24 protein-coding genes are annotated in these 25,879 nt (G+C 72.4%); 10 read left to right on the forward strand and 14 right to left on the reverse strand.

All coding sequences use genetic code 11. From position 1 onward, the window contains the following. Positions 1 to 40 precede the first annotated feature (40 nt). From infB to rimP, 4 genes are all read right to left on the reverse strand, one after another. Positions 41 to 3,154 carry a translation initiation factor IF-2 gene (gene infB / locus ACQEVJ_RS33620; RefSeq protein ID WP_433108121.1) on the reverse strand — a complete coding sequence of 1,038 codons (3,114 nt, stop codon included), beginning with the start codon at positions 3,152 to 3,154 and terminating at the stop codon, positions 41 to 43. A 187-nt stretch (positions 3,155 to 3,341) separates the two neighbouring features. Next, entirely contained in the window at positions 3,342 to 3,644 is a 303-nt protein-coding gene (locus ACQEVJ_RS33625) for a YlxR family protein (RefSeq protein WP_433108123.1), read from the reverse strand. Beyond that, positions 3,628 to 4,617, reverse strand: a complete 990-nt coding sequence (nusA, locus tag ACQEVJ_RS33630) for a transcription termination factor NusA (protein WP_433108125.1) — start codon at positions 4,615 to 4,617, stop codon at positions 3,628 to 3,630. Before nusA ends, ACQEVJ_RS33625 begins: the two co-directional genes overlap by 17 nt. A gap of 22 nt (positions 4,618 to 4,639) precedes the next feature. Further along, the gene (gene rimP, locus ACQEVJ_RS33635; RefSeq protein WP_433108127.1) at positions 4,640 to 5,167 is read right to left on the reverse strand and encodes a ribosome maturation factor RimP; all 528 of its coding nucleotides are present in this window, start codon (positions 5,165 to 5,167) and stop codon (positions 4,640 to 4,642) included. A gap of 198 nt (positions 5,168 to 5,365) precedes the next feature. Between rimP and ACQEVJ_RS33640 the strand changes: the two genes are divergently transcribed. Further along, complete coding sequence (locus ACQEVJ_RS33640) at positions 5,366 to 5,866, forward strand: hypothetical protein (RefSeq protein ID WP_433108129.1); 501 nt, start codon at positions 5,366 to 5,368, stop codon at positions 5,864 to 5,866. After that, on the forward strand, positions 5,859 to 6,437 hold the full coding sequence (locus ACQEVJ_RS33645; RefSeq protein ID WP_433108131.1) for a ferritin-like domain-containing protein: 579 nt from the start codon (positions 5,859 to 5,861) through the stop codon (positions 6,435 to 6,437). The genes ACQEVJ_RS33640 and ACQEVJ_RS33645 overlap by 8 nt, the downstream gene beginning before the upstream one ends. A 143-nt stretch (positions 6,438 to 6,580) precedes the next feature. Here the strand turns inward: ACQEVJ_RS33645 and ACQEVJ_RS33650 are convergent, their stop codons facing one another. Both ACQEVJ_RS33650 and ACQEVJ_RS33655 read right to left on the reverse strand, forming a co-directional pair. After that, positions 6,581 to 8,323: a proline--tRNA ligase gene (locus ACQEVJ_RS33650; RefSeq protein ID WP_433108133.1), complete on the reverse strand. Its 1,743-nt coding sequence runs from the start codon at positions 8,321 to 8,323 to the stop codon at positions 6,581 to 6,583. A gap of 190 nt (positions 8,324 to 8,513) precedes the next feature. Continuing rightward, positions 8,514 to 9,044: a hypothetical protein gene (locus tag ACQEVJ_RS33655; protein ID WP_433108135.1), complete on the reverse strand. Its 531-nt coding sequence runs from the start codon at positions 9,042 to 9,044 to the stop codon at positions 8,514 to 8,516. A gap of 256 nt (positions 9,045 to 9,300) precedes the next feature. Between ACQEVJ_RS33655 and ACQEVJ_RS33660 the strand changes: the two genes are divergently transcribed. After that, complete coding sequence (locus ACQEVJ_RS33660; protein WP_433108137.1) at positions 9,301 to 10,623, forward strand: FAD-dependent oxidoreductase; 1,323 nt, start codon at positions 9,301 to 9,303, stop codon at positions 10,621 to 10,623. 12 nt (positions 10,624 to 10,635) lie between these two features. Here ACQEVJ_RS33660 and ACQEVJ_RS33665 read toward each other — a convergent pair whose 3' ends face one another. Then, positions 10,636 to 11,280 (reverse strand): NYN domain-containing protein, encoded by a 645-nt coding sequence (locus tag ACQEVJ_RS33665; protein ID WP_433108139.1) that lies wholly within the window; start codon positions 11,278 to 11,280, stop codon positions 10,636 to 10,638. A gap of 198 nt (positions 11,281 to 11,478) precedes the next feature. On the opposite strand from ACQEVJ_RS33665, the gene ACQEVJ_RS33670 reads away from it, so the two are divergent. Next, positions 11,479 to 12,669: a DUF6986 family protein gene (locus ACQEVJ_RS33670; RefSeq protein ID WP_433108141.1), complete on the forward strand. Its 1,191-nt coding sequence runs from the start codon at positions 11,479 to 11,481 to the stop codon at positions 12,667 to 12,669. Between the two features lie 85 nt (positions 12,670 to 12,754). Further along, positions 12,755 to 14,338, forward strand: a complete 1,584-nt coding sequence (locus ACQEVJ_RS33675) for an FAD-dependent oxidoreductase (RefSeq protein ID WP_433108143.1) — start codon at positions 12,755 to 12,757, stop codon at positions 14,336 to 14,338. Between the two features lie 3 nt (positions 14,339 to 14,341). Here the strand turns inward: ACQEVJ_RS33675 and ACQEVJ_RS33680 are convergent, their stop codons facing one another. The 3 genes from ACQEVJ_RS33680 to ACQEVJ_RS33690 all read right to left on the reverse strand — a co-directional run bounded on the left by ACQEVJ_RS33680 (position 14,342) and on the right by ACQEVJ_RS33690 (position 16,744). Further along, on the reverse strand, positions 14,342 to 15,022 hold the full coding sequence (locus ACQEVJ_RS33680) for a copper homeostasis protein CutC (RefSeq protein WP_433108145.1): 681 nt from the start codon (positions 15,020 to 15,022) through the stop codon (positions 14,342 to 14,344). 51 nt (positions 15,023 to 15,073) lie between these two features. Next, a complete protein-coding gene (locus ACQEVJ_RS33685; RefSeq protein ID WP_433108147.1) occupies positions 15,074 to 15,775 on the reverse strand; it encodes a GNAT family N-acetyltransferase in 702 nt (233 codons plus the stop codon). Between the two features lie 216 nt (positions 15,776 to 15,991). Next, positions 15,992 to 16,744: a GntR family transcriptional regulator gene (locus ACQEVJ_RS33690; protein ID WP_433108149.1), complete on the reverse strand. Its 753-nt coding sequence runs from the start codon at positions 16,742 to 16,744 to the stop codon at positions 15,992 to 15,994. 599 nt (positions 16,745 to 17,343) lie between these two features. Between ACQEVJ_RS33690 and ACQEVJ_RS33695 the strand changes: the two genes are divergently transcribed. Genes ACQEVJ_RS33695 through ACQEVJ_RS33705 form a run of 3 tightly spaced genes read left to right on the forward strand, consistent with a single transcriptional unit; the run spans position 17,344 to position 19,181 of the window. After that, positions 17,344 to 17,877 carry a flavin reductase family protein gene (locus ACQEVJ_RS33695; protein ID WP_433108151.1) on the forward strand — a complete coding sequence of 178 codons (534 nt, stop codon included), beginning with the start codon at positions 17,344 to 17,346 and terminating at the stop codon, positions 17,875 to 17,877. Positions 17,878 to 17,908: 31 nt separating this feature from the next. Beyond that, positions 17,909 to 18,664: an SDR family oxidoreductase gene (locus ACQEVJ_RS33700; RefSeq protein WP_433108153.1), complete on the forward strand. Its 756-nt coding sequence runs from the start codon at positions 17,909 to 17,911 to the stop codon at positions 18,662 to 18,664. 10 nt (positions 18,665 to 18,674) lie between these two features. Continuing rightward, positions 18,675 to 19,181, forward strand: coding sequence for a TIGR00725 family protein (locus ACQEVJ_RS33705; protein WP_433108155.1), 507 nt, complete (start codon positions 18,675 to 18,677; stop codon positions 19,179 to 19,181). Here the strand turns inward: ACQEVJ_RS33705 and ACQEVJ_RS33710 are convergent. The 3 genes from ACQEVJ_RS33710 to ACQEVJ_RS33720 form a co-directional block, all read right to left on the reverse strand. Then, on the reverse strand, positions 19,171 to 19,995 hold the full coding sequence (locus ACQEVJ_RS33710) for an ATP-grasp domain-containing protein (protein WP_433108157.1): 825 nt from the start codon (positions 19,993 to 19,995) through the stop codon (positions 19,171 to 19,173). The genes ACQEVJ_RS33705 and ACQEVJ_RS33710 overlap by 11 nt on opposite strands. A gap of 73 nt (positions 19,996 to 20,068) precedes the next feature. Continuing rightward, positions 20,069 to 21,556, reverse strand: a complete 1,488-nt coding sequence (locus ACQEVJ_RS33715) for a glycoside hydrolase family 3 protein (protein WP_433108158.1) — start codon at positions 21,554 to 21,556, stop codon at positions 20,069 to 20,071. A gap of 74 nt (positions 21,557 to 21,630) precedes the next feature. Beyond that, positions 21,631 to 23,007: an alkaline phosphatase D family protein gene (locus ACQEVJ_RS33720; protein WP_433108160.1), complete on the reverse strand. Its 1,377-nt coding sequence runs from the start codon at positions 23,005 to 23,007 to the stop codon at positions 21,631 to 21,633. Between the two features lie 86 nt (positions 23,008 to 23,093). Between ACQEVJ_RS33720 and ACQEVJ_RS33725 the strand changes: the two genes are divergently transcribed. Both ACQEVJ_RS33725 and ACQEVJ_RS33730 read left to right on the forward strand, forming a co-directional pair. After that, a complete protein-coding gene (locus tag ACQEVJ_RS33725) occupies positions 23,094 to 23,774 on the forward strand; it encodes a TetR/AcrR family transcriptional regulator (RefSeq protein ID WP_433108162.1) in 681 nt (226 codons plus the stop codon). Continuing rightward, positions 23,771 to 24,451 (forward strand): DNA alkylation repair protein, encoded by a 681-nt coding sequence (locus ACQEVJ_RS33730; RefSeq protein WP_433108164.1) that lies wholly within the window; start codon positions 23,771 to 23,773, stop codon positions 24,449 to 24,451. The genes ACQEVJ_RS33725 and ACQEVJ_RS33730 overlap by 4 nt, the downstream gene beginning before the upstream one ends. 30 nt (positions 24,452 to 24,481) lie before the next feature. On the opposite strand, the gene ACQEVJ_RS33735 is transcribed toward ACQEVJ_RS33730, so the two are convergent. Then, positions 24,482 to 25,879, reverse strand: coding sequence for an aldehyde dehydrogenase family protein (locus ACQEVJ_RS33735; protein ID WP_433108166.1), 1,398 nt, complete (start codon positions 25,877 to 25,879; stop codon positions 24,482 to 24,484).

Consider the following 25,879-nt stretch of genomic DNA (forward strand, 5'->3'; position numbering starts at 1 on the left):
CCGCCGCCCCCGCGCGTGGCGGGGGCGGCGGGACGGCGCGTCAGACGCGCGGCTTCTCCTGCATCTCGAACGTCTCGATGACGTCCTCGAGCTTGATGTCGCTGTAGCCGATACCGATACCGCACTCGAAGCCCTCGCGGACCTCGGTCGCGTCGTCCTTGAAGCGACGCAGCGACGAGACGGTGAGGTTGTCGGCCACCACGACGCCGTCGCGGATGAGCCGGGCCTTGCTGTTGCGGGTGATCACGCCCGAGCGGACGATCGAACCGGCGACGTTGCCGATCTTCGGGACCTTGAAGACCTCGCGGATCTCGGCGGTGCCGGTCCTGACCTCCTCGAACTCCGGCTTGAGCATGCCCTTGAGGGCCGCTTCGATCTCCTCGATCGCCTGGTAGATGACCGAGTAGTACCGGATGTCCACGCCCTCGCGCTCGGCCAGGTCGCGCGCCCGCACCTCGGGCCGCACGTTGAAGCCGATGATGACGGCGTTGTCGTCGCCCATCGCCAGGTTGACGTCGTGCTCGGTGATGGCGCCGACCGCGCGGTGGAGCACCCGCAGGCGCACCTCCTCGCCGACGTCGATCTTGAGCAGCGCGTCCTCCAGGGCCTCGACGGAACCGGAGACGTCACCCTTGATGATGAGCTTGAGCTCGTCGACCTGGCCCTTCTCGAGGTCCTTGAACAGCTCCTCGAGGGTGCGCCGGCGGCCGGACTTGGCCATGTCGGCGATCCGCTGCCTGGCCGCCCGCTGCTGGGCGATCTGGCGGGCCATGCGGTCGTCGGTGACGACGATGAAGTTGTCACCGGCGCGCGGGACGGCCGTCAGACCGAGGACCAGGACCGGACGCGACGGGTCGGCCTCGTCGACCGTCTCGCCGTTGTCGTCCAGCATGGCCCGGACGCGGCCGAACGCCTCGCCACAGACGATCGAGTCGCCCACCCGCAGCGTGCCGCGCTGCACGAGCACGGTCGCCACCGGGCCGCGGCCCTTGTCGAGGTGCGCCTCGATCGCGAGGCCCTGGGCGTCCATCTCCGGGTTGGCCCGCAGGTCGAGCTCGGCGTCCGCGGTCAGCAGGATGGCCTCGAGCAGGTTGTCGATGCCGACGCCCTGCTTGGCGGAGATGTCCACGAACAGGGTGGAGCCACCGAACTCCTCGGCCACCAGGCCGTACTCGGTGAGCTGGGCCCGCACCTTGGTCGGGTCCGCGCCCTCCTTGTCGATCTTGTTGACCGCCACCACGACCGGGACGTTCGCCGCCTGGGCGTGGTTCAGCGCCTCGATGGTCTGCGGCTTCACACCGTCGTCGGCCGCGACCACCAGCACCGCGATGTCGGTGGCCTGCGCACCACGGGCACGCATGGCGGTGAACGCCTCGTGACCCGGGGTGTCGATGAAGGTGATCTTCCGGTGCTCGCCCTCGTGCGTCGTCGCCACCTGGTAGGCGCCGATGTGCTGGGTGATGCCGCCGGCCTCGCGGGCCACCACGTTGGTGTGGCGGATCGCGTCGAGCAGCTTCGTCTTACCGTGGTCGACGTGACCCATGACGGTCACGACCGGCGGGCGCGGCGCGAGGTCGGCCTCGTCGCCCTCGTCCTCACCGAACTCGATCTTGAAGGACTCGAGGAGCTCGCGGTCCTCCTCCTCCGGGCTGACGACCTGGACGTTGTAGTCCAGCTCGGCGCCGAGAAGCTGCAGCGTCTCCTCGTTGACCGACTGGGTCGCCGTCACCATCTCGCCGAGGTGCAGCATGATCTGCACGAGCGAGGCGGGGTTGGCGCCGATCCGATCGGCGAAGTCCGACAGGGACGCGCCGCGCGGGAGGCGGATGACCTGCCCGCCGCCGCGCTGAACCTGCACGCCGCCGATCGCCGGGGCCTGCATGTTGTCGAACTCCTGGCGCCTCTGGCGCTTGGACTTGCGGCCCCGGGTCGGACGGCCTCCCGGACGCCCGAAGGCGCCCGCCGTGCCGCCGCCGCGGCCACGGCCACCGCCGCCACCCGGACGACCGGCGAAGCCGCCGCCGCCACCACCGGGACCGCCGCCGGGACCACCGGGGCGACCGGTACCCGTGGCACCGGGACGCGGACCGCCGAAGCCCCCACCGGGACGACCGCCGCCGCCACCCGGACGACCGCCGCCGCCACCGGGACCACCGGGACGACCGCCGCCGCCACCCGGACGGCCACCGCCGCCGCCACCGGGACCACCGCCCGGACCGGCCGGGCGGCCCTGCGGCATCATCATCGGGTTGGGACGCGGACCACCGGGACGCGGACCACCTGCGCCGGGGCCGGGGCGAGGACCGCCCATGCCCGGCCCGGGACGCGGACCCGCGGGTCCGGGACGCGGACCGCCGGCGCCCGGAGCGCCGGAACGCGCGCCCGGCGGACGCGGCATGGCCCCGTCGCGCCCGCCGTCACGACGCGGCTCGCGGGGGGCGCCGTCGCCACGCTCGGGACGATCCCCGCGGTCGGGACGACCGCCGTCGCGGCCGCCGGGTCGCGCGGGGCGCTGGCCCATGCCGCTGGCGGTCGAGGAGAACGGGTTGTTGCCCGGACGCGGGCCACGCGGGCCCGGCTTGGGCCCGCCGGGACGCGGAGCGCCACCAGTGGGCGCGCCGGGACCGGCGGGTGCGCCACCCGGGCGCGGGGCCGCAGCCGGCCTGGGGCCGGGCTTCGGCGCACCTGCACCGGGACCTGCACCGGGGCCACCCTGCCTCGGGCCAGCCGCCGCGGGACGCGGGGCCTCCGGGCGAGGCGCCTGCGGACGGGCGGCCTCGGGGCGCGCCGCGTCCGGCTGGGCCACCGGCGGGTGAGGCATCGGAACCGGACGCGGAGCGGGCCGCGGACCGGGCTTCGGGCCCGGCTTGGCCACCGCGCCGGTGGACTGGGAAACGGGCGCCTGTGGGGCGCCCCCGTTGGCCTGGCTCTCAGCCGGCCTCGGCGCAGGCTTCGGCTGCGCCGGACGGGCGGGCTTGCCCCCGCCCTTGGAGGCGTCACCCTTGAACGCCTCAGTCAGTTTGCGGACGACCGGCGCCTCTATCGTCGAGGACGCCGACCTCACGAACTCGCCCATTTCGGTGAGCTTGGCCATGACGACCTTGCTCTCGACCCCGAACTCCTTGGCGAGCTCGTATACCCGGACCTTCGCCACTGCACTCCCTAACTCGGCCCGGGAGGCTAGCAGTGCCGCCGGACCGTCGCTACCTGAACGTACTCATCGCCGCGTGCTCATCAGGCGCTCATAGCAATCTGACTCCGCCCATCAACTCGGCGTCCTACATGACAATTTCGTCGTGCCCTGGCTCCCGGAGCCGATACCGAGGGCCAGCGGTAACCATTCACCCGGACCGCCCCGGCGTCAACCCCTCCAAGTAAGCCAGCAAGAGCGACGTGTCAAGCGGTCCCTCCGCGCGGAACGCGCGTGGGAACGCCCGGCGACGCTCAGCGAGCTCCAGACAGCGCGGGGACGGGTGCAACGAGGCACCACGTCCCGGGAGCCGTCCTCGCGTGTCGGGGACGATCACGTCCTCGACCACGACCAGGCGGAGCAACTCGGACTTTACCGTGCGAACCCGGCAGCCCACACATGTTCTCAGCGGGGCTGCCTGGTAACCATATTCCAGCTTACCTCGCCGACGCATCAGCGGGATCAGCAGGTGCCTGCTCGGTGTCCGGCCGGATGTCGATCCGCCAGCCCGTCAGGCGGTTGGCGAGGCGGGCGTTCTGGCCCTCCTTGCCGATGGCCAGGGACAACTGGTAGTCGGGCACGATGACACGCGCGGTGCGGCTGTCGGCGTCGACCACCTCGACACGGGAAACACGCGCCGGCGACAGAGCATTCCCGACGAACTCGGCCGGATCCTCCGACCAGTCGATGATGTCGATCTTCTCGCCGTGCAGCTCCGTCATGACGTTGCGCACGCGCGAGCCCATCGGGCCGATGCAGGCGCCCTTGGCGTTGACGCCGGGCTTGCGCGACCTGACCGCGATCTTGGTCCGGTGGCCGGCCTCGCGGGCGATGGCCGCGATCTCCACCGTGCCGTCGGCGATCTCCGGCACCTCCAGCGCGAAGAGCTTCTTCACGAGGTTGGGGTGCGTGCGCGAGAGGCTGACCGAGGGCCCCTTGGGCCCCTTCTTCACCTGCACCACGTAGCAGCGGATGCGCTCGCCGTGCGCGTACTCCTCACCCGGGACCTGCTCGTTGTGCGGCAGGATCGCCTCGATCTTGCCGAGGTCGACCAGCACCACCCGCGGGTCCTTGCCCTGCTGGATGACGCCCGCGACCAGCTCGCCCTCGCGGCTCGCGAACTCGCCGAAGTTGACCTCGTCCTCGGCGTCGCGCAGCTGCTGCAGGATCACCTGCTTGGCCGTGGTGGCGGCGATCCGGCTGAAGTTGGACGGGGTGTCGTCGTACTCCCGCACGACCTCGCCGTTCTCGTCCAGCTCGGCGGCCCAGATGATCACATGGCCGGTGTCGCGGTCCAGCTCGGCCCGAGCCTTCTGCGCCGCGCCCTCCGTGCGGAAGTACGCGATGAGCAACGCGTCCTCGATCGCCTTGACGACCAGGTCGAAGGAGATGTCCTTCTCCCGCTCCAGGCTGCGCAGGACGCTCATGTCAATGTCCACAAGGCTCCCCCTAGCCCTCGTCGTCGGCGTCGTCGATGTCTTCGTCGACATCGAGGTCCTCATCAAGTTCGTCGTCGAGCCCGGCCTCGCGCCGGTTGAACTCGACCTGTACCCGGCCGCGCACCAGCTCGCCGTACGCGATGCGGCGCGCGCCGTCCAGCTCCACGCCGGCCTCGTCTGCCTCGGTCACGCGGCCCTCAGCGGAGGTGCCGTCGAGCAGCTCCGCCTTCACCAGCCGCCCGCGCGCCCGGCGCCAGTGGCGCGGCTCGGTGAGCGGCCTGTCCACTCCGGGAGAGGTGACTTCGAGGACGTACGCGCTGCCGCCCAGGACGTCCACCTCGTCCAGCCGCTTCGAGACGGACTGGCTCACGTCGGCCACGTCGTCCAGGCTCACTCCGCCGTCCCGGTCCACCACGACGCGCACCAGCCGCCGGCGACCCGCCGGTGTGACCGTGACGTCCTCCAGGTCGAAGCCCTCGGCGGCGACCACCGGGCCGAGCAGCTCAACCAGGCGGCCGCGTCGAGCGTCGCTGCCCATGCCGACCTCCCAATGACCGTGTGGCTGTGACCGTGTGCCTAGCCCGATGTGCCAACAGCCTATCGACACCGGGAGGTGGAAACAGCGCCACACCCGGGCGGCGATCCGACACGTGCACGATCATCACGGTCACGGGCGATGACCAGTGGGCGGCGCGCCGTACGATGCTGTGTCGTGAGACACAGCGGCGGGGCAGGAGTGACGAGACGTGCGTTGCTGGGCTCCGCCGCCGCGGCCGGTCTGGCCGCGGCCGGCTGTTCCTCGGCCCCGCGGAAACCTGCCGCACCGGCCGCACCGGATCCGCAGACCGTGCTGCTCACCTCGCTGATCGCGGGCAAGGAGCAGCTGGTGTCGCTCTACGGGCGCGCGGTCGCCGCCCTGCCCGGCCGGGCCGCCGCGCTGGAGCCGTTCCGTCAGCGTCACGCGGCCCATCTGCAGGCCCTGCGCGCGCTCCTGCCCGCCGCGAGCGGCACGGGAACGTTCCCCGCGAGTCCCACGCCGCCGGCCTCGTCCTCCGCGTCCCCGTCGAAGAACCCGTCCGCGGTCTCCGTCGGGGCGCTCAGGGACGCCGAGCGGCGCGCGGCGTCGGCGCGACCGGCCCAGATGGCCGCGGCCTCCCCCGCGCTCTCCCAGCTCCTGGCGAGCATCGGCGCGTGCGAGGCCGTCCACGTCGTCGCCCTGGGGAGGGTGCGTGACTGAGAGCGCCACCGAGCCCGCCCGGGCGCCGGTCGGCGACGCGCTCGGCCGGGCCCTGTCCGCCGAGCACGCCGCCGTGTACGCGTACGGGGTGATCGGCGGGAAGATGAGCGGCGCGCTGCTCAGGCGCGCCACCGCGGGGTTCGACGCCCATCGTGCGCGGCGCGACCAGTTGCGGACGCTCATCGCCCAGCGGGGCGGCACGCCCGCCGAGCCTGGCACCGCCTACCGCCTGCCCTTCGCGGTGCGCAGACCGGCCGACGCGGTGCGCCTGGCCGTGCTGGTGGAGCAGCGGGTGACCACCGCCTATCTGGAGCTCGCCGCCGACCGCGACCCGGCGCTGCGGCGGATCGCCGCGCTGGCCGCGCAGGAATGCGCGACCCGGGCGTACGGCTGGCAGCCGAAGATCGGCCCGTTCCCGGGCATGGACCGAGCCGGCGCCGACTTCGACGTCGCCGTCCCCACTCCGGGGGCCGGGACCCCCGCGCCGGACTCCTCCGGGTTGGACGGGTCCGCCGGGACGTCCGGTTCTGAGGAGGCCCAGCCGGAGCCGTCCTCGCCGGACGGCCAGTAGCCTGGCCACGGCCGTATCGGACGGGACCTCGGGCCGCCGCCGTACTGTGCCCGTACCTGCCCGTACTGGGCTGTACCGCTCCGTACCGGAAAAGGGCGGCGCCGCCGCCCCTCGGGGGGACGGCGGCGCCGTGTGTCCGGCGATCAGGCCCGGCAGGCGGCCAGAACCCGCTCGACGGCCTCGTCCAGCGGGATCTCCTCCTTGGTCCCGGCGACCCGGTCACGCAGCTCGACCACGCCGTTGGCCAGGCCCCGGCCGACGATCAGCACGGTGGGCAGGCCGAGCAGCTCGGAGTCCTTGAACTTGACGCCGGGCGACACACCGGGGCGGTCGTCGACCAGCACCCGCAGCCCCCGCGCCTCCAGGGTCTCGGCGAGCGTGCTGGCGACCTCGATCTGGTTCTCCTTGCCCGTGCCGACGATGTGCACGTCGGCGGGCGCCACCTCCCTGGGCCACACCAGGCCCAGCTGGTCGTGGCGCTGCTCGGCCAGCACGGCCACCGCCCGGGACACGCCGACGCCGTACGAGCCCATGGTGATGCGGATGGGCTTGCCGTCGGGCCCGAGCGCGTCGAGCTGGGCGGCGTCGGCGTACTTGCGGCCGAGCTGGAAGATGTGGCCGATCTCGATGCCCCGGTCGATCGACAGCGGGTGCGCGCAGCGGGGGCAGGAGTCGCCCGCCCGCACCTCGGCGGCCTCGATCGTGCCGTCGGGCTGGAAGTCGCGGCCCGCGACCACGTGCGCGGCGTGCTTGCCCGGCTCGTTGGCGCCCGTCACCCAGGCCGAGCCCTCGACCACGCGCGGGTCGACCAGGTAGGTGATCCCCAGGTCCCTGAGCACCTGCGGGCCGATGTAGCCGCGCACCAGGCCGGGGTGGCGGGCGAAGTCCTCGGCCTCGAAGATCTCCGGCACGCCGGGCGAGAGTGACGCCTCCAGGCGCTTGAAGTCGACCTCGCGGTCGCCGGGCACTCCGATGATCACTGTCTTGATCTCGTCGGAGCCCGGCGTGCGGACCTTGACGACGAGGTTCTTCAGCGTGTCGGCGGCGGTGATGCCGAGGCCGTGGTGCTCGTTGACGTGCGAGACGAGCGACTCGATCGTCGGGGTGTCGGGCGTGTCGAGCACCTTCATGGGCGGCTGCTCGGCGGTGACGGCGGGCGGCGCGGGCGTGACGACGGCCTCGGCGTTGGCCGCGTATCCGCAGTTGTGGCAGGCCACGAAGGTGTCCTCACCGGTCGGGCAGGGGGCGAGGAACTCCTCGGAGGCCGACCCGCCCATCGCGCCCGACATCGCGAAGCAGATCCGGTAGTCGATGCCGAGGCGCTCGAAGATCCGGATGTACGCCTCGCGGTGCATCTCGTAGGACCGCTTCAGGCCGTCGTCGTCGAGGTCGAAGGAGTAGGAGTCCTTCATGACGAACTCGCGGCCCCGCAGGATGCCCGCCCGGGGCCTGGCCTCGTCGCGGTACTTCGTCTGGATCTGGTACAGCGTGACGGGATAGTCCTTGTAGGAGGAGTACTCCCCCTTCACCATGTCGGTGAACATCTCCTCGTGGGTCGGCCCGAGGAGGTAGTCGGCGCCCTTGCGGTCCTTCAGCCGGAACAGCGTGTCGCCGTACTCGGTCCAGCGGCCCGTGGGCTCGTAGAAGTCCCGGGGCAGCAGCGCGGGGAAGAGCACCTCCTGCGCGCCCATCCGGTCCATCTCCTCGCGCACGACCCGCGCGACGTTCTCCAGCACGATCTTGCCGAGCGGCAGCCAGGAGTAGATGCCGGGCGCGACCCGGCGGATGTAGCCGGCGCGGACGAGCAGCTTGTGGCTCGGCACTTCCGCGTCCGCCGGATCCTCACGCAGGGTGCGCAGGAACAGGGTCGACATACGCAGCAGCACGGCTACTCCTTGCTCGTGAGAGGTCTCGTCCGCGGCGCCTCCTCGGGATGCCCGCGATGCGGATCTCCTCGCGGACCCCTCGGAGACGACCTGGAGGACGAGACGAAGACGATGTGCTCCCAAGGCTATCGACTCGGGGCACCCACCGCCTCACGTAAACGACGGGCGGGTCCGACATCATCCGCCGATGTCAGCCGCCGAGCAGTTCCTCCCAGTGCTGACGGGACCGCCCGCCCGTGCCGACGGGGCCGGCGGGGCCGTCCAGCGCCGCCGACAGCCGCCACAGGCCTGGCCTGGTCCGCAGCGGCTCCATGCCGAACGGGTCGATGGCCCGCAGGACGAAGGTCACGCCCATCACGTTCAGCATCGCCGTCGAGGTGGTCGCCGGGCCCGCGGGCGCCGCCCGCACGGCGTCCTGGCCCGGCTCGCCGATCCGTTCCAGGAGCAGCGCCGCCACCTCGGCGGCGTACGGGCCGTCGCGCCACTCGATGTGCCAGGAGCGGTCGGTGCCACGCCACCACGTGAGGTCGCGGCACGCCTCCAACGTCTCGGCCTCGCCGGATAAGGCGGCCATGACCCGTCCCAGCGCCTCGTACCTGAGCCCGTCCGGCCCGGAGCCGTGCGGCGGTGGCGCGTCGCCGTCCTCTTGACCGTTCTGCGGGCCGTACGCCGTGGCCGGTGAGGCCCCGGGCTCGTCCCGCCCCCCGCGGAGTCCCCTCATGTCAGGGAGAGTGCCACCGCCCGGCCTTCTCGTCCGCGGGTTTCCCCGTCTTTTAGCCCCACTGCCCACGGGCATCACTTTGATCGTGGCCGCCTGGTCGCCGCAACCCCGCGAACCATCACAAGACGGATGACAATCCGGTCCCACGGCACGGCGTTCCACTGGCAGTGCGATCGGTGGTGATAAAGAATCACTGGTAGGGAGTGTCCGCAGTATCTGCGGACACGACCAAGGGCGTTCGCCGCTGTTGGAGGCCATGGTGACACTGCGCGTCGCGATCGTCGGGTCGGGCCCGGCCGGTATCTACACGGCCGAGGCGCTGGTCAAGCAGTCGCACGACCCCGTCGAGGTGGACGTACTCGAACGCCTGCCGACGCCGTACGGGCTCGTCCGGTACGGCGTGGCGCCCGACCACACGTCGATCAAGTCGATCGCCGGCTACCTGCGGAGGGTGCTGGAGACCCCGGGGGTGCGCTTCCTCGGCGGCGTCGAGCTGGGCGCGGACCTCTCGGTGGACGACCTGCTGTCCTGCTACGACGCCGTCGTCTACTGCACCGGGGCGATGGTCGACAGGCACCTCGGCGTCCCGGGCGAGGACCTGCCGGGCAGCGTCGCGGCGACCGACTTCGTCAACTGGTACTGCGGCCACCCCGACGTCCCGCCGGACGCGTTCTCCCTCGACACGGAGGAGGTCGTCGTCATCGGCGTCGGCAACGTCGCCGTGGACGTGGTGCGGATCATGGCCAAGACGGCCGACGAGCTGCGCGGCACCGACGTGCCCGAGGAGGTGCTCGACCGGCTGGCCGCCTCGCGGGTCAAGCGCATCCACATGGTCGGCAGGCGCGGCCCCGAGCACGCGAAGTTCACCCTGAAGGAGCTGCGCGAGCTCGGCGAGCTGCTGAACGCCGACGTCCTCACCTTCCCCGACGAGATCGCGGTCGCCGACCTGACCACGCTGTCCCGGCAGGTCAGGGGCAATGTGGACGTGCTGCGGTCGTGGTCGGAGCGCAAGCCTGCCGACCGGCCCCGCCGCCTGGAGGTGCGTTTCTGGCTGCGCCCCGTGGAGATCCTCGGCGTGTCCCGGGTCGAGGGCGTGCGGCTGGAGCGGACCCGGCTGGAGAACGGGCGGGTCGTCGGGACGGGCGACTTCGAGACGATCCCGGCGGACATGGTGATGCGCTCGGTGGGCTACAAGAGCGTGGCGCTGCCCGGGGTGCCGTTCGACCCGGGGTCGATGACGGTGCCGAACGTCGCGGGAAAAGTGTCGGACCGGCAGTACGTCTCGGGCTGGCTCAAGCGGGGGCCGACGGGCGTGATCGGGACCAACAAGTCCGACGCCGCCGAGACCGTGCGCACGCTGCTCGCCGAAGCGGTGCCGGGGATCGCGACCGCCCGGTTGGACGACCTGCTCGCCGCGCGCGGGCTGAGCCCGGTGACGTACGAGGACTGGCTCGCGATCGAGGCCGCGGAGGCCTCGCTGGCCGACAACCTGAGGAGGGGCGAGCGGGTGAAGCTGGTGGGCAGGGACGCGATGCTGGGCGCGTGCGGGCGGCTCGCCCAACCGGGTGGCGCGTCCTGACGGGTGTCCCGGTCAGGACCAGTGGGCCGGCCGGTGGTAGCGCGCGCCGTCGCGGCCGGGCACGAGGCCGGGCAGCTGCGACTGCCGGACGAGCGCCTCGCCGAGGGGGAACCAGGCGTCGCTCGCGAGGCGCAGGCCGTCCGAACGCCTGCCGGGCGGGAAGACGGTGACAACCCGGGTCTTGCCGCCGCGCCGGGCGTCCACCTCGCGCACCGCCTCGATGGCCGCGCACAGGTCGGAGTCCGCCGACAGCAGCAGCACCATGTCGACCAGGTCGAGGGCGACGTCGCCGACTATGGCGGCGGCCAGGGCGACGTCGGACTGCTTCTCCTCGTAGGTCCGCCAGGAGACGCCGCAGGCGCGGCAGGAGGGCCGCTGCTCCTGGAAACGCCCGAGCACCACCTCGACGCCCAGGGTCTCCAGGGCCGCCTGATAGGTCTGCTGGCGGGCGAGGGCACGAGCGTCGCCTCGGACGGGAGCGGTGAAGTAGCGGACGGCGGTCAGCGTCTGTCCGGTCCTCAGCAGCCGAAGGGCCAGCGCCCGTAGATCGAGCCAGAGATAGCGCCGCCCCCGCAGGGAGCGCAGCCCGTAGTAGAGATTGAACCCGTCGACGTAGACCCCGACACGCACGACGTGAGGAACGGGGTTGTCGCGCACCGCCATCATCTCCTAACATGGAGTCACCGCGCCCGCGGCTACGTCCCCGGGCTCTACGGCCCCCGACAGGGGGCCGTTTCTTTTTCGCTCACCTGTTCGATCGGCTGTTCGAGAAAAAGGATAGCCAACTCAGCGTTGTCATGCAGCGACGTTGCGTGATTGCCCTCACCGTGGCGGGACTCTGCGAGGATCGTCCCCATGGAGACGACGCTGACCGGCCCGGATAGGCCGCTCGACGGGCTGCTCGCCGGCTTCGCCGGCACCCATCGCGAGCAGCTCGCCCGGTTTCCCGTACGGGAACCCGCGTGGCAGCCGGTGCACACCGTGTACGTGCCCGCGGACCGGGTGACGGCGGAGATCGTCCAGGAGTGGCGGCACACCGCCACCGACCTCCTCCACCGGCTCCTGTTCACCCCCGCCGAGCTGGCCGCGCTGTTCGAACTCGACCCCGAGCTGGCCCCACCCGTGCACGACCGCGTACGCAGGAAGCTGCACGCCGAGCCCATCGAGGACCTGCGGATCGACTTCGAGGACGGGTACGGCCCGCGCTCTCCCGAGGAGGAGGACCGGCACGCCGAGTCGGCGGCGGCGGCCGTGGCCGCGATGCACGAGGCGGGCACGCTGCCCCGCAGGTGGGGGCTGCGGGTGAAGTCGTTCGCCGACGGCGACCCCCTGCGCTCGGTGCGCACGCTCGACGGGTTCCTGACCGGGGTCGTGCGGCGGGCAGGCAGGCTCCCCGGCGGGTTCACGGTGACGTTCCCCAAGGTCCTGATGGAGGACTACCTGCGCCAGTTCGCCGGCTGCCTGGAGGCGCTGGAGCGGGCGTTGCGCCTGCCCTCCGGCACACTGCGCTTCGAGATGCAGGTGGAGGCCCCGCAGACCGTGCTCATGCTCCAGCGGTCGGCCGACCTGGTGCCCTCGCTGGGCGGCCGGCTGGCCGCCGCCCACTTCGGGGTGTTCGACTACACGGCCGCGCTCGGGCTGCCGCCGGACGAGCAGCGGCTCGACCACCCGGCCTGCGACCACGCGCGGCACGTCATGCAGACGGCGCTGTCGGGGACCGGGGTGGAGTTGTCGGACGGCTCGCTGGCCGCGGCACCGGCCTCGGACGCGTCGGCCGACGTGCACACCCTGCTGCGCAGGCACTCGGCGCTGGTGTCGCACTCCCTGGCGCACGGCTTCTACCAGGGCTGGGACATGCACCCCTCACACCTCGTCAGCCGCTTCGCGACCGTGTACGCGTTCCACCTCGCCTGCTACGAGAAGTACGCCGACCGGGTGCGCGCCTGGCAGGAACGGCGCGAGGCCGCGGGGGGCGTGCTGGACGAGCCCGCGACGATCAAAACGCTGGTCGCCGCGCTGGCTCGGGCCGACCGCGCGCTCTGCTGAGATTTGCCATATCCGCAACAATGCTTGCCGCTCTCGCGGCCCGTGCCGCACTGTTCGACAGCAGACGCCGATACAGGAGGCACGGGTGGAAGAGAAGTACGACGTGGTCGTGGTGGGCGGCGGCGCCGCGGGGCTCAGCGGCGCGCTGGCGCTGGCGCGGGCGCGGCGGTCGGTGCTGGTGGTGGACGCCGGGGAGCCGCGCAACGCGCCGGCCGGGCACGTGCACAACTACCTCGGCAGGGAGGGCACGCCGCCCGCCGAGTTGCGGGCGGCCGGGCGCGATGAAGTGATCGGGTACGGCGGCGAGGTCGTCGCCGGGCGGGCCGAGGCCGCGACGCGGGAGGGCGACGACTTCCTCGTGACGCTGGACGACGGGCGTGCCGTCCGGGCCCGCCGCCTGCTGGTGGCGACCGGCGCCGTGGACGAGTTGCCCGACGTGCCGGGCCTGGCCGAGCGGTGGGGCCGCGACGTGCTGCACTGCCCCTACTGCCACGGCTGGGAGGTCCGCGACCGGCGCATCGGCGTGCTGGCCACCGGGCCGCTCGCCGTCGAGCAGGCCCTTCTGTGGCGGCAGTGGAGCCAGGACGTCGTGTTCCTGGCCCACCACTGCCCCGCGCCGTCGGAGGAGGAGGCCGAGCGGCTCGCCGCGCGCCGGATCCCCGTCGCCGACGGCCCGGTCACGGGGATCGAGGTGACCGGCGACGCGCTCACCGGGGTGCGGCTGGCCTCCGGCGAGGTCGTCGCGCTCGACGCGCTCGTCGTCGGCGCGCCGCTCACCGCGCGGGCCGGCGTCCTGGAATCGCTCGGCCTCAAGCCGGTCGAGGCGGAGCTCGGCGGCCACGTGGCGGGCACCCGGATCGCCGCGGAGCCGACCGGGGCGACCGCCGTGCCCGGTGTCTGGGTGGCGGGAAACGTGACGGACGTGCGCGCCGTGGTGATCGCGTCCGCCGCGGCGGGCCTGGCCGCGGGCGCGGCGATCAACATGGATCTCATCGCCGAGGAGACCCGGGAGGCCGTCGACGTCTACCGCCACGAGGTGCGCACGCTGCTCGAGGAGGCGGCCTGGGAGGAGCGCTACCGCTCCCGGCCTGCGGTCTGGAGCGGCCGCCCGAACCCGCAGCTCGTCGCCGAGGCCGCGGAGCTGCCCCCGGGCCGGGCCCTCGACGTCGGCAGCGGTGAGGGGGCCGACGCCGTCTGGCTCGCCGCGCGGGGCTGGCGCGTGACGGGAGTCGACATCTCCGCCACGGCGCTGGAGCGGGCAGCCGCCCACGCCGCCGACGCCGGCGCGGACGTCGCGGACCGCATCGAGTGGTCGCGCGCGGACCTGCGCGACCACGCCCTTCCCGGGGGCGCGTACGACCTGGTGTCGGCGCAGTACATGCACCTGCCGGGCGAGGCCAGGCGGGCGCTGTTCGCCCGGCTGGCCGGCGCGGTGGCCCCGGGCGGAACCCTGCTGATCGTCGGGCACCACCCGTCGGACCTGCTGACCAAGGCTCGGCGGATGCACTTCCCGCAGATGATGTTCACCGCCGAGGAGGTGGCGGCGTCGCTCGATTCCGCCGAGTGGGAGGTCACGGCGGCCGAGGCCCGGCCGCGCACGGCGGTGGACCCGGAGGGGCGCGACGTCACGATCCGCGACGCCGTCCTGGTCGCCCGCCGCCGCGCCTGAGCGTCAGAGCCGGTCCACGATGCGGCGCCAGCGCCTGACGCGGTCGGGGTCGACCGGCTCCCGCCACGAGCCCCGCACGGCGCTGCCCACGTGGAAGGCGCGGACACCGTAGTCGAGCAGCACAGGCACGTGCTCCTCGCGCAGGCCGCCGCCGGCGAGCACGAGCGAGGCGTCCCCCGCCTCGGCCCGCGCGCGTAACACGCCGAGGCCGCTGCCGACGCCCTCGGGCGAACCGGACGTGAGGACGGTCGCCAGGTTCGGCAGCAGCCGTACGGCACGCCAGGCGGCCCGCACGTCGGCGGCGTTGTCCACAGCGCGGTGGAAGGTCCAGGGCAGCGGCGAGACCGCGTGGATCAGCGCGTCCGTCGCCTCCCTGTCGACCGACCCGTCCCCGGACAGGAAGCCGAAGACGAACCCCGCCGCACCGGCCTCGGCGAGTTCCTTGGCGTGGCCGCGCAGCCGGTCGAGCTCCTCCGGGGTCACGGTGAACCCGGCGTTGCAGCGAAGCATGACCATCTGCGGCAGCCCGCACTCGCGCGCGATCGCCGCGACGATGTCCGCCGAGGGGGTGAGCCCGCCCGAGTCCATGTCGGACACGATCTCCAGGCGGTCCGCTCCGCCCTCCTCGGCGGCCACGGCGTCACGCAGGTCGAGCGCGATCACTTCAAGGAGGGATCCCGTCATGAAGTGAACAGTATCCGGTCCCTTTGCGGCACCTCACGGCATCCGCCCTGTTCAGCACTCGATCAACTCGTTGTGGGCGGTGATGTCAAGAACCCTCCATGCTTGCGCCACATGTCCCGAGCGCTGGGCCGGCACCGCCGGCGTGCGGCGATGGGCCTCGAAGGAACGGTCCCGTCCGGCGGCGGGGAGCGCCAGGAACGCGGCCGGGATCGCGGCGCAGGCGTCCCGCTCGAACAGCGCGCCGGAGGCGCGGTGCGGCAGGTCGACGGTGCGGACGTGGCGGAAGCCCACCCTCCGGTAGTACGACTGCAGCCGGGCGTTGTCCTTGGCGCAGTCCAGCCGCAGGTGCGGCCGGCCCTGGACGGCGGCCCGCAGGGCGGCCCAGTCGAGCAGCGCCTCCCCCAGGCCCTGACCCGAGTAGGTCCTGCTCACGGCGAGCTTGTGGACGTAGAGCGCGTCGCCGGGGCGGTCGGCGGGGGTCCAGAACTCCGGGTCGGCATGACCGTCCACGGCGATCGTGGCGGCCGGCACCCGTCCGGCGTCTTCGCCGGCGTCCAGGAGGTACATGACGCCCTCGCCGATCAGCGGTTCGATGCGTTCGGCAGGAAAGCCCCCGGCGGGCCACTGCCGTACGCCGAGGCCGTTCAGCCACCCGGCGGTGCGCTCCAGCAGGGCGAGGACCCCCTGCAGGTCGGCCGGGGTGGCGCGACGCAGCGTGAGTTCCGTAACAAGATCCAGGGTGTTCGCAGGCATGCCTGATTCCTTTCGTGCCGACGGCGGCGATTTGATCACTGAGAGTGACGGCGGGATGCCGTACAGCGTCCGTCCGGAGACGGCGGACCCGGCTAGGGCGCGCGGGTACGGCGAGGTCCCCTGCCGGGGTCAGGTTGGGAATCGCGGGAGTGGCCCTCCGGAGGAGGGCCCGGCGGCCGGGGACGCCCGCTCAGGCCAGGGGGCGTCCGGGCCTCGTCAATGACGTTCCAGCTCGTATCGGATCAGATGCTTGTCTGCGGGCAGCACGGACACGGCGACGCGGACGGGCGTGTCGTCGGCGTCGTAGCCGACCCTGGTGTGGACGACGACCGGAGTGCCGGGCTCCAGCTGGAGGCGTGACGACTCGTCAGAGGTCGGCATGCGGGCCGAGAGGTCGTCGATCACGCGAACCTGGAGATGGCCCAGCTCCTCCAGCACCCGGTTGGCCCCGCGCGTGATGTCGCCGGGCCGGGCGATCTCGGAGCCCCCCACGATCTCCAGGGGGAAGTACGAGTCCAGCGTGTTGTACGGCTGGCCGTCCACGAAGCGCAGGCGGCGGCGCACGACGGCCAGGGCGCCGTCGGCGAGGGCGAGGCGGGTGGCCACGTCCTCGGGCGGCTCGACGATCGAGACCTCGATCCTCTGGTCGGCCGTACGGCCCTCGGAACGGACCGCGTGGACGAACGTGTCGAACCGCGGCCCCTCCTGGTCGTGCGGGAGGAACTCGTCCTGGGGGCGCATGAGGAGGGGACGGCGCTCGCGTACGAACGTTCCACGCCGGCGCATCCGCAGGATGAGACCCTCGTTCTCCAGCTCGCCCAACGCCAGCCGTACGGTGTTGCGGCTGACGCCGTGCGCCTCCATGAGGTCGGCCTCGGTAGGGATCTGGTCGCCCGGCGCGAGTTCGCCCGCATAGATGGCCCTGCGTAGCTCAGCGGCCACCTGCTGGTAGAGCGACGATCGTGCCATCTTTCCTCAATCCACCCTTTTGTTCCAACAAATCTAGAGGATCTCGGTCTACCGGGGAACAACCCCTTGACCTGAGCCCACCCGGCCGCGCATTATCCAAACGTTGGTACAAATCCATCCAATGGAGGTGGGCCCGTGCGGGCGGTCGGTGCGAGAACGCCGAACTCGCCCTGGCGCGAGCCCCGACCCAGACCTACAGAGCCCAGGCCTACAGAGCCCAGGCCTACAGAGCCCAGGCCTACAGAGCCCAGGCCTACCAGAGCCCAGACCTATCAGAGCGACGGGAACGACATGTCAGAGCTGTCGGTATCCACCGACATGACCGCCTTACGCGGGAATGGCGCGACATGCCCGAGCACGCGGTACCACCGCACGCCGGAGCGGCCGGACGAGAACGGCCGCTCCCCATGGACTCCGTGCGAATGAACGAGGTCTCGACCCCAACCCTCGCCGGGGTCGAGGTCTCGCGCCGGGGCGGAGCGCGTCCTGGCGGGTCCCCCACGCCCGCCAGGACGCGCCACCGTTAGGCGCAGGGAATGCATCGCCTCCGCCCCTCCTTGAGTTTCTTGGGGAGGCGCGACTGAGGAGGCACGTGCGCGATGAGCACCCCTGTGTCCAGGAGGGTCGGCCATGACGGCGCCAGGAGGATTCCGGCCGTCAACCCCCAGCACTTCAGGAACGTCCTCGGCAGGTACGCCGCCGGTGTCGTGGCCGTCACCGCGATCGACCCGCATACCGGGGAGCCGTGCGGCCTGGCCGTCAACTCCTTCACGTCCGTGAGCCTCGACCCGCCGCTGGTCTCGTTCTGCGTCTCGGAGACCAGCACGAGCTGGCCGCGCCTGAAGGCCGCGGCGACCCTGTGCGTCAACGTGCTCGCCGACCACCAGCAGCAGGTGTGCGAGCGGCTCGCCGCCACGGGCGGGGACAAGTTCGCCGGCCTGTCATGGGCCCTGTCCCCCGGCGGCGCTCCCGTGCTGGACGGAACGCTCGCCTGGATCGACTGCACGGTGGACAAGGAGCACCCGGCCGGCGACCACGTGATCGTCGTCGCCCGGGTCACCGGGCTCGACCGATACGACGACGGCGACCCGCTGGTGTTCTTCCGCGGGAACTACGGGAGCTTCCAATCCTGACGCGGAACCGACCGGTCGGTATGCTGCCCGCATGACTCTGTTCTCGGTGGAAGGCAAGACGGTCGTCGTCACGGGCGGGTCCCGGGGCATCGGGAAGATGATCGCGCGGGGGTTCCTCGACGCGGGCGCCACCGTCTACATCTCCTCACGGAAGAAGGACGAACTGGAGGCCACGGCCGCCGAGCTGGGCTGCCACGCCGTACAGGCGGACCTGTCCACCCCCGACGGCGTGGAGGCGCTGGCGCGGGCGGTGTCGGAGCGGGAGAGCCGGCTCGACGTGCTCGTCAACAACGCGGGGGCGAGCTGGGGCGCGCCGCTGGAGGAGTATCCGGAGCACGCCTTCGACAAGCTCTGGGACATCAACGTCAAGGGCGTCTTCTTCCTCACCCGCCGCCTCCTGCCCCTGCTGCGCGCCGCCGCGTCGCCCGACGACCCGGCACGCGTGATCAACATCGGGTCGATCGACGGGCTCCGGGTGCCGGTCATGGAGAACTACGCGTACTCGGCGGCCAAGGCGGGCGTCCACATGCTGACCCGGCACCTGGCCCGCCAGCTCGCCCGGGAGTCGATCACGGTCAACGCGATCGCGCCCGGGCCGTTCGAGTCGAAGATGATGGCCTTCGCGCTCGACGACCCGCAGACGCGCGGCGCGATCGAAAGCAACGTCCCGCTGGGCCGGATCGGCAGGCCCGACGACATGGCGGGCGCAGCGATCTTCCTCGCCTCCCGCGCCGGGTCGTACCTGACCGGCGCCGTGATCCCGGTGGACGGCGGGATCTCCGCCTAGCCTGGTCCCCATGTGGCAGGTCCCCAGGCGGCAGATCGCGGTGTGCGGGCCGGGCGAGTGCAGCCCGCAGGAGGCCGAGGCGGCCCGCGCCGTGGGCCGCCTGCTGGCCGTGCACGGCGCGGTCGTGCTGTGCGGCGGGTACGGCGGGGTGATGGCCGCAGCTGCGGCGGGCGCGAGGGAGGCCGGAGGCGTGGTGGTCGGCGTCCTGTCCGGCCGGGACCGTTCCGGGGCGAGCCCGGACCTCACGGTGGCCCTTCCCACCGGCATGGGAGAGGCGCGCAACGCGCTGATCGTGCGGGCCGCCGACGCGATCGTCGTCGTCGGCGGCTCCTGGGGCACGCTTTCCGAACTGGCCCTCGCCCAGCGGGGCGGCACGTCCGTGATCACCCTCGGCGGGTGGCGGGTTCTCGACGCCGAGGGTCGTCCCGTGCCCGGTCCGGTGGCCGCCGCCGGCCCCGCCGAGGCCGTACGGCTGGCGCTCGCCGCCGCGGAGCGGGTCCGCCCGCTCAGCCCTTGAGCATCTCGGCGAGGGTCTCGGCGAACAGGTCCGGCGCGGCCAGTTCGTCCGGCAGGAACAGGTAGGGCTCGGTGAGCTCCAGCTCGATCAGGACCGGCTCGCCGTCCGGCATCCGCACCAGGTCCACCCGGGCGTACAGCAGGTTCGACGGCACGGCGGCCAGGACCCGCTCGGCGAGGGCGAACTGGTCGTCGTCAGGGTCGCGCAGCGTGGCGCGGTTCTCCGCGGTCTCCGCCACCCCGGTGAGCATCGGGTGCCGCCGTACGGCGTGACTGAACTGGCCGCCGAAGTACAGCAGCGACAGCTCCCCCTCCTGCTCGACTGACGGGATGTACGGCTGGACCATGACCGTGCGGCCCGCGGCGAGCAGCGTGGCCGCGTGGCCCGCGGCGGCGTCCCGGTCCGTGGTGCGGATGGTGTCGCGGGCCCCCGCCGAGACGGCCGGCTTGACCACGTACTCGTCCCATTCGGGCAGGTCCGTTCCGGGTTCGGCCCAGTGTGTGGGGACGGTGGGCACGTCGAGCGTGCGCAGGTAGGTCTTGTCGGTGTTCCATTCGATCACCGACGCCGGGTTGAACAGCCGCGTCGCCGACTCCACCCGGTGGGCCCACGCGACGAACTCGTCACGACGGTCGATGTAGTCCCAGGCGGAGCGGACGACCGCCGCGTCGAAGTCCGACCAGTCGACGCGGGGGTCGTGCCAGTTCACGGGGGAGCCCTCGATGCCGGCCCCGAGCCAGGCGGCGAGGGCGATCTCCCGCTCGTCGTCGTGCTCGGCGGCCGGATGGTCCGTGGTGACGTAGGCGACCTTCATGACACTCCCATTCGCATGTCAGCAGTGACCAATGCTACGGGCATGTCAGGCGAGGCAGCGCCGCCACCGGCGGTCAGGCGAGACCGGCCAGGACCTCGGCCGCCGCCTGGCCGCAGACCCGTGCGGCGCCGTGCGTGGCGATGTGGACGGCCCCCAGGTCCGTACGGCCCGGCAGCCCCATCTCGACGACGACGCCGTCCGGCCGGGCGGCCAGCAGGCGCTCCAACAGGTCCGTCTGCCAGGGGTGACGGTGGGCGTCTCGCACCACGATCACGAGCGGCCGGTCGGCGGCCTGGCTCAGCACGGTGCCCGCGACGCCGTTGTGGACGTCCGGCTGCCGCAGCCGGGCGACCGTGGTGCCGGGCAGCAGCTTGCTCAGCGGCTCCCCCGCGCCCCACGGCATGCCCTTGTCGATCGCGAGGTTGGTCTCCGGCGCCAGCTCCACCACGTGCGGGGCGGCGGTCAGCGGCAGCACGCCGTCCGCCCCGCGCCGGGTCACCCGTACGGCCCGGCGGGCGGCGACCAGGCCGATCTCGTCCTGGCGGTCGTCCACCGGCGTGGCCTGCGCCTGCCAGGCGGTCAGGGCGCGCACCCGCGCGGCGGCCTCCGCGAGCCGCTCCTCCGACAGGCTGCCCTCGGTCACCGCGTCCGCGACGGCGTTGCGGATCTGCTCATGGGTCGCCTCGTCGGCGCTCTCCCCGCCCACGCAGACCGCGTCGGCCCCGGCCGCCACGGCCATCGCGCTCGCGCCGCCCAGGCCGTACCGGCCGGAGACCGCGGCCATCTCGATGCCGTCGGTGACGATCAGGCCGTCGAAGCCCAGTTCCTCCCGCAGCAGGCCGGTGAGGACGCGGGGGCTGAGCGTCGCCGGCAGCTCCTCGTCGTACGCGGTGACCAGCAGGTGGCCGGTCATGATCGAGCGCACGCCCTCCTCGATGGCCACACGGAACGGCCACAGCTCGACCTCGGCCAGCTCCTCCCGGGAGACCGTGACGCGGGGAACGCCGTGGTGGGAGTCGACCGACGTGTCGCCGTGCCCGGGGAAATGCTTGGCGCAGGCCGCCACACCGGTGGACTGCAGGCCACGGATCCAGGCGGCGGTGTGCCGCGCGACAAGGAGCGGATCGGCGCCGAAGGACCGCAGGCCGATGACCGGGTTGTCCGGGTTGGAGTTGACGTCGGCGGCCGGGGCGAAGTCGATGTTCACCCCCGCCGCCCGCAGGTCCCTGCCGATGTCGCGGGCCACCCGCTCGGTCAGCTCCACGTCGTCCACGACGCCCAGGGCGTAGTTGCCCGGCCGTGAGCTGCCCGTGCGGGCCTCAAGCCTCGTCACCTCCCCGGCTTCCTCGTCAATGCCGATCAAAATCTCGGGATTCTCCGCGCGCAGGGCCGAGGTGAGGGCGGCGAGCTGGGCCGGGGTGTCGACGTTCCGGGAGAACAGCACCACACCGGCGAGGCCGTCGCCGAGCCGCCGCCGCACCCAGTCGGGGGCGGTGGTCCCGGCGAAGCCGGGCAACAGGACCGTGTCGGCAAGACGGAGCAGGTCAGGGCTTCGCTTCATGCTGCGCCCGCAGGGCATCGCTCAGGCATGCCCCGCAATCTAATAGGAAAGTTTCCTATTTGCTAGAGGGAAGGTCACACATCGGCGCGGTGGAGCCTGTTCTCCTTCACCTCGAAGCCGGCGATCGTGGTCAGCGGCGCGCCGGGACGGTCCACGAAGGCCACGGCCCGGTAGTCGGCGCGGAAGTTCTCCATGTCCGCCACACAGGACACGTAGCCGTGGCGGCTGTCGAAGAACTCGATGTGCGGGTTCAGCTTGAGGATCGCGCTCGCGTCGGTGATGCCCGGCATGCTCGTCACCGACGGCCCGACGAACTCGGCCCCGAGGGCGCGGGAGGCCGGATCCGCCCAGTCGGCGCGGACGTCGCAGGCGTACGCGCTGTGCACGTCGCCGCTCAGCACGACCAGCCCGTCGGGGGCGGCGGCGAGCACACGGGCGCGCGAGTCGGGGTAGCCGTCCCAGGCGTCGGCGCTGACGGGTTCGAGCGGGAACTTCCGCTGGGAGAAGAACACCGCCTGCGCGAGCACCTTCCATCGGGCCGTCGATCCGCGCAGCCGGTCCGTCAGCCACTTCTCCTGCTCGGCGCCGAGCATGTCGCGTCCCTCGCGATACTGCCGCGTGTCGGCGAGCAGGAAGTCGGCCACCCGACCGTACGGTCGCCAGCGGTAGTTCTGCAGGCCGGAGCCGGACGGGTGGACGCGCAGCGGCTGGTGCTCGTAGTACGCCTTGAACGCGGCGGCCCTGCGCTTGAGGAAGGCGGCGGGGCTGCCGCCGTCGCCGGGCAGCGCGCCCGCCCAGTTGTCGCGGACCTCGTGGTCGTCGGGGATCGCGACCCACGGCGCGGCGGCGTGGGCGGCCTGCAGGTCCGGGTCCATCTTGTAGCGGGCGTAGCGGTCGCGGTAGGCGCCGAGCGTCGTGCACTCGGCCGTCGACTCGAGCGGGCGCACCCAGCGGCCCGGCTTGGGGTTCTTCGGCTTGCCGTACTCGTAGATGTAGTCGCCGAGGTGGAGGACCAGGTCGGGCCGCTCGGCCGCGAGGTGGCGCAGCGCGGTGAAGTAGCCGTGCTCGTAGCGCTGGCAGGAGACGAAGCAGAACTTGACGGGGGCGGTCGAATCCGGGCCGGGCGCGGTCCTGGTGCGGCCCACCGGGCTGACGTGGCCCTCGACGGAGAAGCGGTAGAAGTAGTCGGCCGCGGGCCGCAGCCCGGTGACCCGTACGTGCACACTGTGCGCCCAGTCCGGCTGCGCGGGCGCGGTGCCCGACTGGACGACCTTCTTGAACGCCTGGTCCTCGGCGAGCTCCCACCGTACGGTCATCGCCCGGTTGGGCATGCCGCCGGGCTGTGTCGGATGCAGCGGCTCGGGGGCCAGACGGGTCCACAGGATCACGCCGTCGGATAACGGCTCTCCTGACGCCACCCCCAAGGTGAACGGATACCCCATTTTCGCCATGGGTTCGATCCTGCCCTACTGATTCCGTTCATGCGGGGAGGTCGGGCGGGGCGAGAATGTGAACAAGCTCTTGCTCGACGGCCATAATGGGAGCCGTGAACCAGCGTAAGGACTCCGGCGGCACGGCCGCGCCGGTCAAGGCGAAGCGGGGGACGGCCGGTTCGGCGTCCGAACGGCGCGACCACCTCGTCAAGCTCGCCGCCGAGTTGTTCGCGCGCAAGGGCTTCCAGGCCACCACCGTGCGGGAGATCGCGCTGGAGGCCGGCATCCTCTCCGGCAGCCTCTACCACCACTTCGACTCCAAGGAGACGATCGTCGACGAGGTGCTGCGCACCTTCCTCGAGGATCTGATCACCCGCTACCGCGCGGTGCTGGGCACGCACGCCGACCCGCGTTCGGTCCTGGCGGAGATGGTCCGCATCGGCTTCGGCACGCTGGAGGTCCACCGGGCGGCCATCACGGTCATGCAGAACGACTGGAACTACCTGCGCTCGCTGCCCGGCGACCGGTTCGACTACCTGGTGCGGGCCGAGGACGAGGTCGAACGCATGTGGGTGGAGCAGATCACGAGCGGCCAGGCCGCCGGCCAGTTCCGCCCCGACGTCGATCCCAAGCTCACCTATCGGATGATCCGCGACACGATCTGGGTGACCGTGCGCTGGTTCCGTCCCGGCGGCAGGCTCGACACCGACGCCCTGGCCGACCACTTCGTCAAGCTGCTGTTCGACGGCCTGGCGACCGGCGAGCGGGCGAGCCAGCCGTCATGACGCTACTCAAGGCCGTACGGCTCGCGCTGACCGAGCTCGCCGACCCCGCCCGCGCCGCCTCCATGCGGTCGTACATGAAGTCGGAGATGCCGTTCCTCGGGGTCACGGCCGTGCCGCGGCGGGCCGCGCTGCGCAAGGTCTTCGCCGAGCACCGGCTGGACAGCGCCCCCGAGTGGCGCAGGGCGGTGCTGGCGCTGTGGCGCGAGGCGGAGTACCGCGAGGAGCGCTACGCCGCCATCGAGCTGTCCGCACATCGCTTCTACCGGTCCTGGCAGACGCTCTACACGATCCCCATGTACGAGGAGATGGTCGTCACCGGGGCCTGGTGGGACCTGGTCGACGACATCGCCGTGCACCGGATCGGCACGCTGCTGCGGCTGTATCCCGAGAGCATGCGCCGCCTCGTGCTGGAGTGGGCGCATGACCCCGACCTGTGGAAGCGGCGCACCGCCATCCTCTGCCAGAACTCCTTCAAGGACCGGACCGACGTCCACCTGCTCTACGCCTGCATCGAGCCGAGCCTGTCGGACACCGACTTCTTCGCCCGCAAGGCGATCGGCTGGGCGCTGCGGGAGTACGCGAAGACCAACCCGCAGGAGGTGCTCCGCTACGTGAAGCACCAGGGCATCAGCGGGCTGAGCCGCCGCGAGGCGCTGCGCAACCTCCCCGGCGCGTAGCTCGTCAGGCGGGCTGCTCAGGCGGGCTGCTCAGGCGGGGCGGAACGAGTCGCGTGCCTGCGGGGCCGCATGCTTGATCATGAGGTGCCGGGTGACCGAATACTCCATCACGGCCTCCTGGCTCATGTCCTTGCCGAACCCGCTGCCCTTCACGCCTCCGTGCGGCGCCTCCGAGGCGATCGGCAGGTGGTCGTTCACCCACGTCACGCCCACGTCCAGCCGGTGGGAGACGCGCAGGGCGCGGGCCACGTCCGTGGACCAGACCGAGGAGGCCAGCCCGTACGGCGTGGCGTTGGCGAGCCGCACCGCCTCGTCCTCGCCGTCGAACGGCATCGCCACCAGCACCGGGCCGAAGACCTCGCTCCGCACGATCTCGCTCGCCGGGTCGGCGTCGGCGATCAGCGTCGGCGCGTAGTGGAAGCCGGGGCCGTCGATCGGCGCGCCCCCGTGGACGACGCGGCCGGACGCCCTGGTCACGAAGCCGTGGACCCGCTCACGGTGCTCGGCGCTGATCAGCGGGCCGATGTCGGCGTCCGGCGCCCAGGGGTCGCCGGGCCGGACGCGGGCGACGGCCTCCCGCAGTGCCTCGACCGCCTCGGCGTACCGTGATCTTTCGACGTACACCCTGGTCGCGGCCGTGCAGTCCTGGCCGGTGTTGTAGGTGGCGCCCATGACCACCCCGGCCGCCATGTCCTCAAGCGAGGCGTCGGCGAACACGAGCGCGGGTGCCTTGCCGCCCAGCTCCAGATGGACCCGCTTGAGGCCGTCCACCGCGCCGCGCATGACCTCGCGGCCGGTGGCGGTGGACCCGGTGACGCTGACCATGTCCACGCCGGGGTCGGTCACCAGGGCCCGGCCCACGTCCGCGCCGCCGGTCACCACCCGTACGAGGCCCTCCGGGGCCCCGGCCTCGGCGAACAGCTCGGCGAGCCGCAGCGTGGTGCGGGGCGTCCGGGGAGCCGGCTTGATCACGACGGCGTTCCCCGCGGCGACGGCCGGTCCGATCTTCCAGATCGCCATGATGAGGGGGAAGTTCCACGGCGCGATCGCCCCCACGACCCCGATCGGCCGCCTGATCAGCACGGACGTGTATCCGGCGCTGAACACGCCGGCGCCCGTGCCGTCCAGGGACCTTGCCCCGCCGGCGAAGAACCGGAGGTTGTCGGCGGCGAACGGCAGCTCGCCGTCCCGGAACACGGCGGCGGGCTTGCCGGTCTCCTCCACCTCCAGCCGGGTCAGCTCCGCGGCGTCCCGCTCGACCAGGTCCGCCAGGCGCAGCAGCACCAGCGCCCGCTCTCCCGGCGTGGTCTCGCGCCACTGCTCGAAGGCCTCCCGGGCCCCGCGGACGGCCCGCGCCACCCCGTCGAGCGGGGTGTCGGGCACCTCCTCGATGGCCCGGCCGTCGGCGGGATTGATCAATGTCGTCAT

This window comes from Microbispora sp. CA-102843 (genome assembly GCF_050936215.1).
Taxonomy (GTDB): domain Bacteria; phylum Actinomycetota; class Actinomycetes; order Streptosporangiales; family Streptosporangiaceae; genus Microbispora.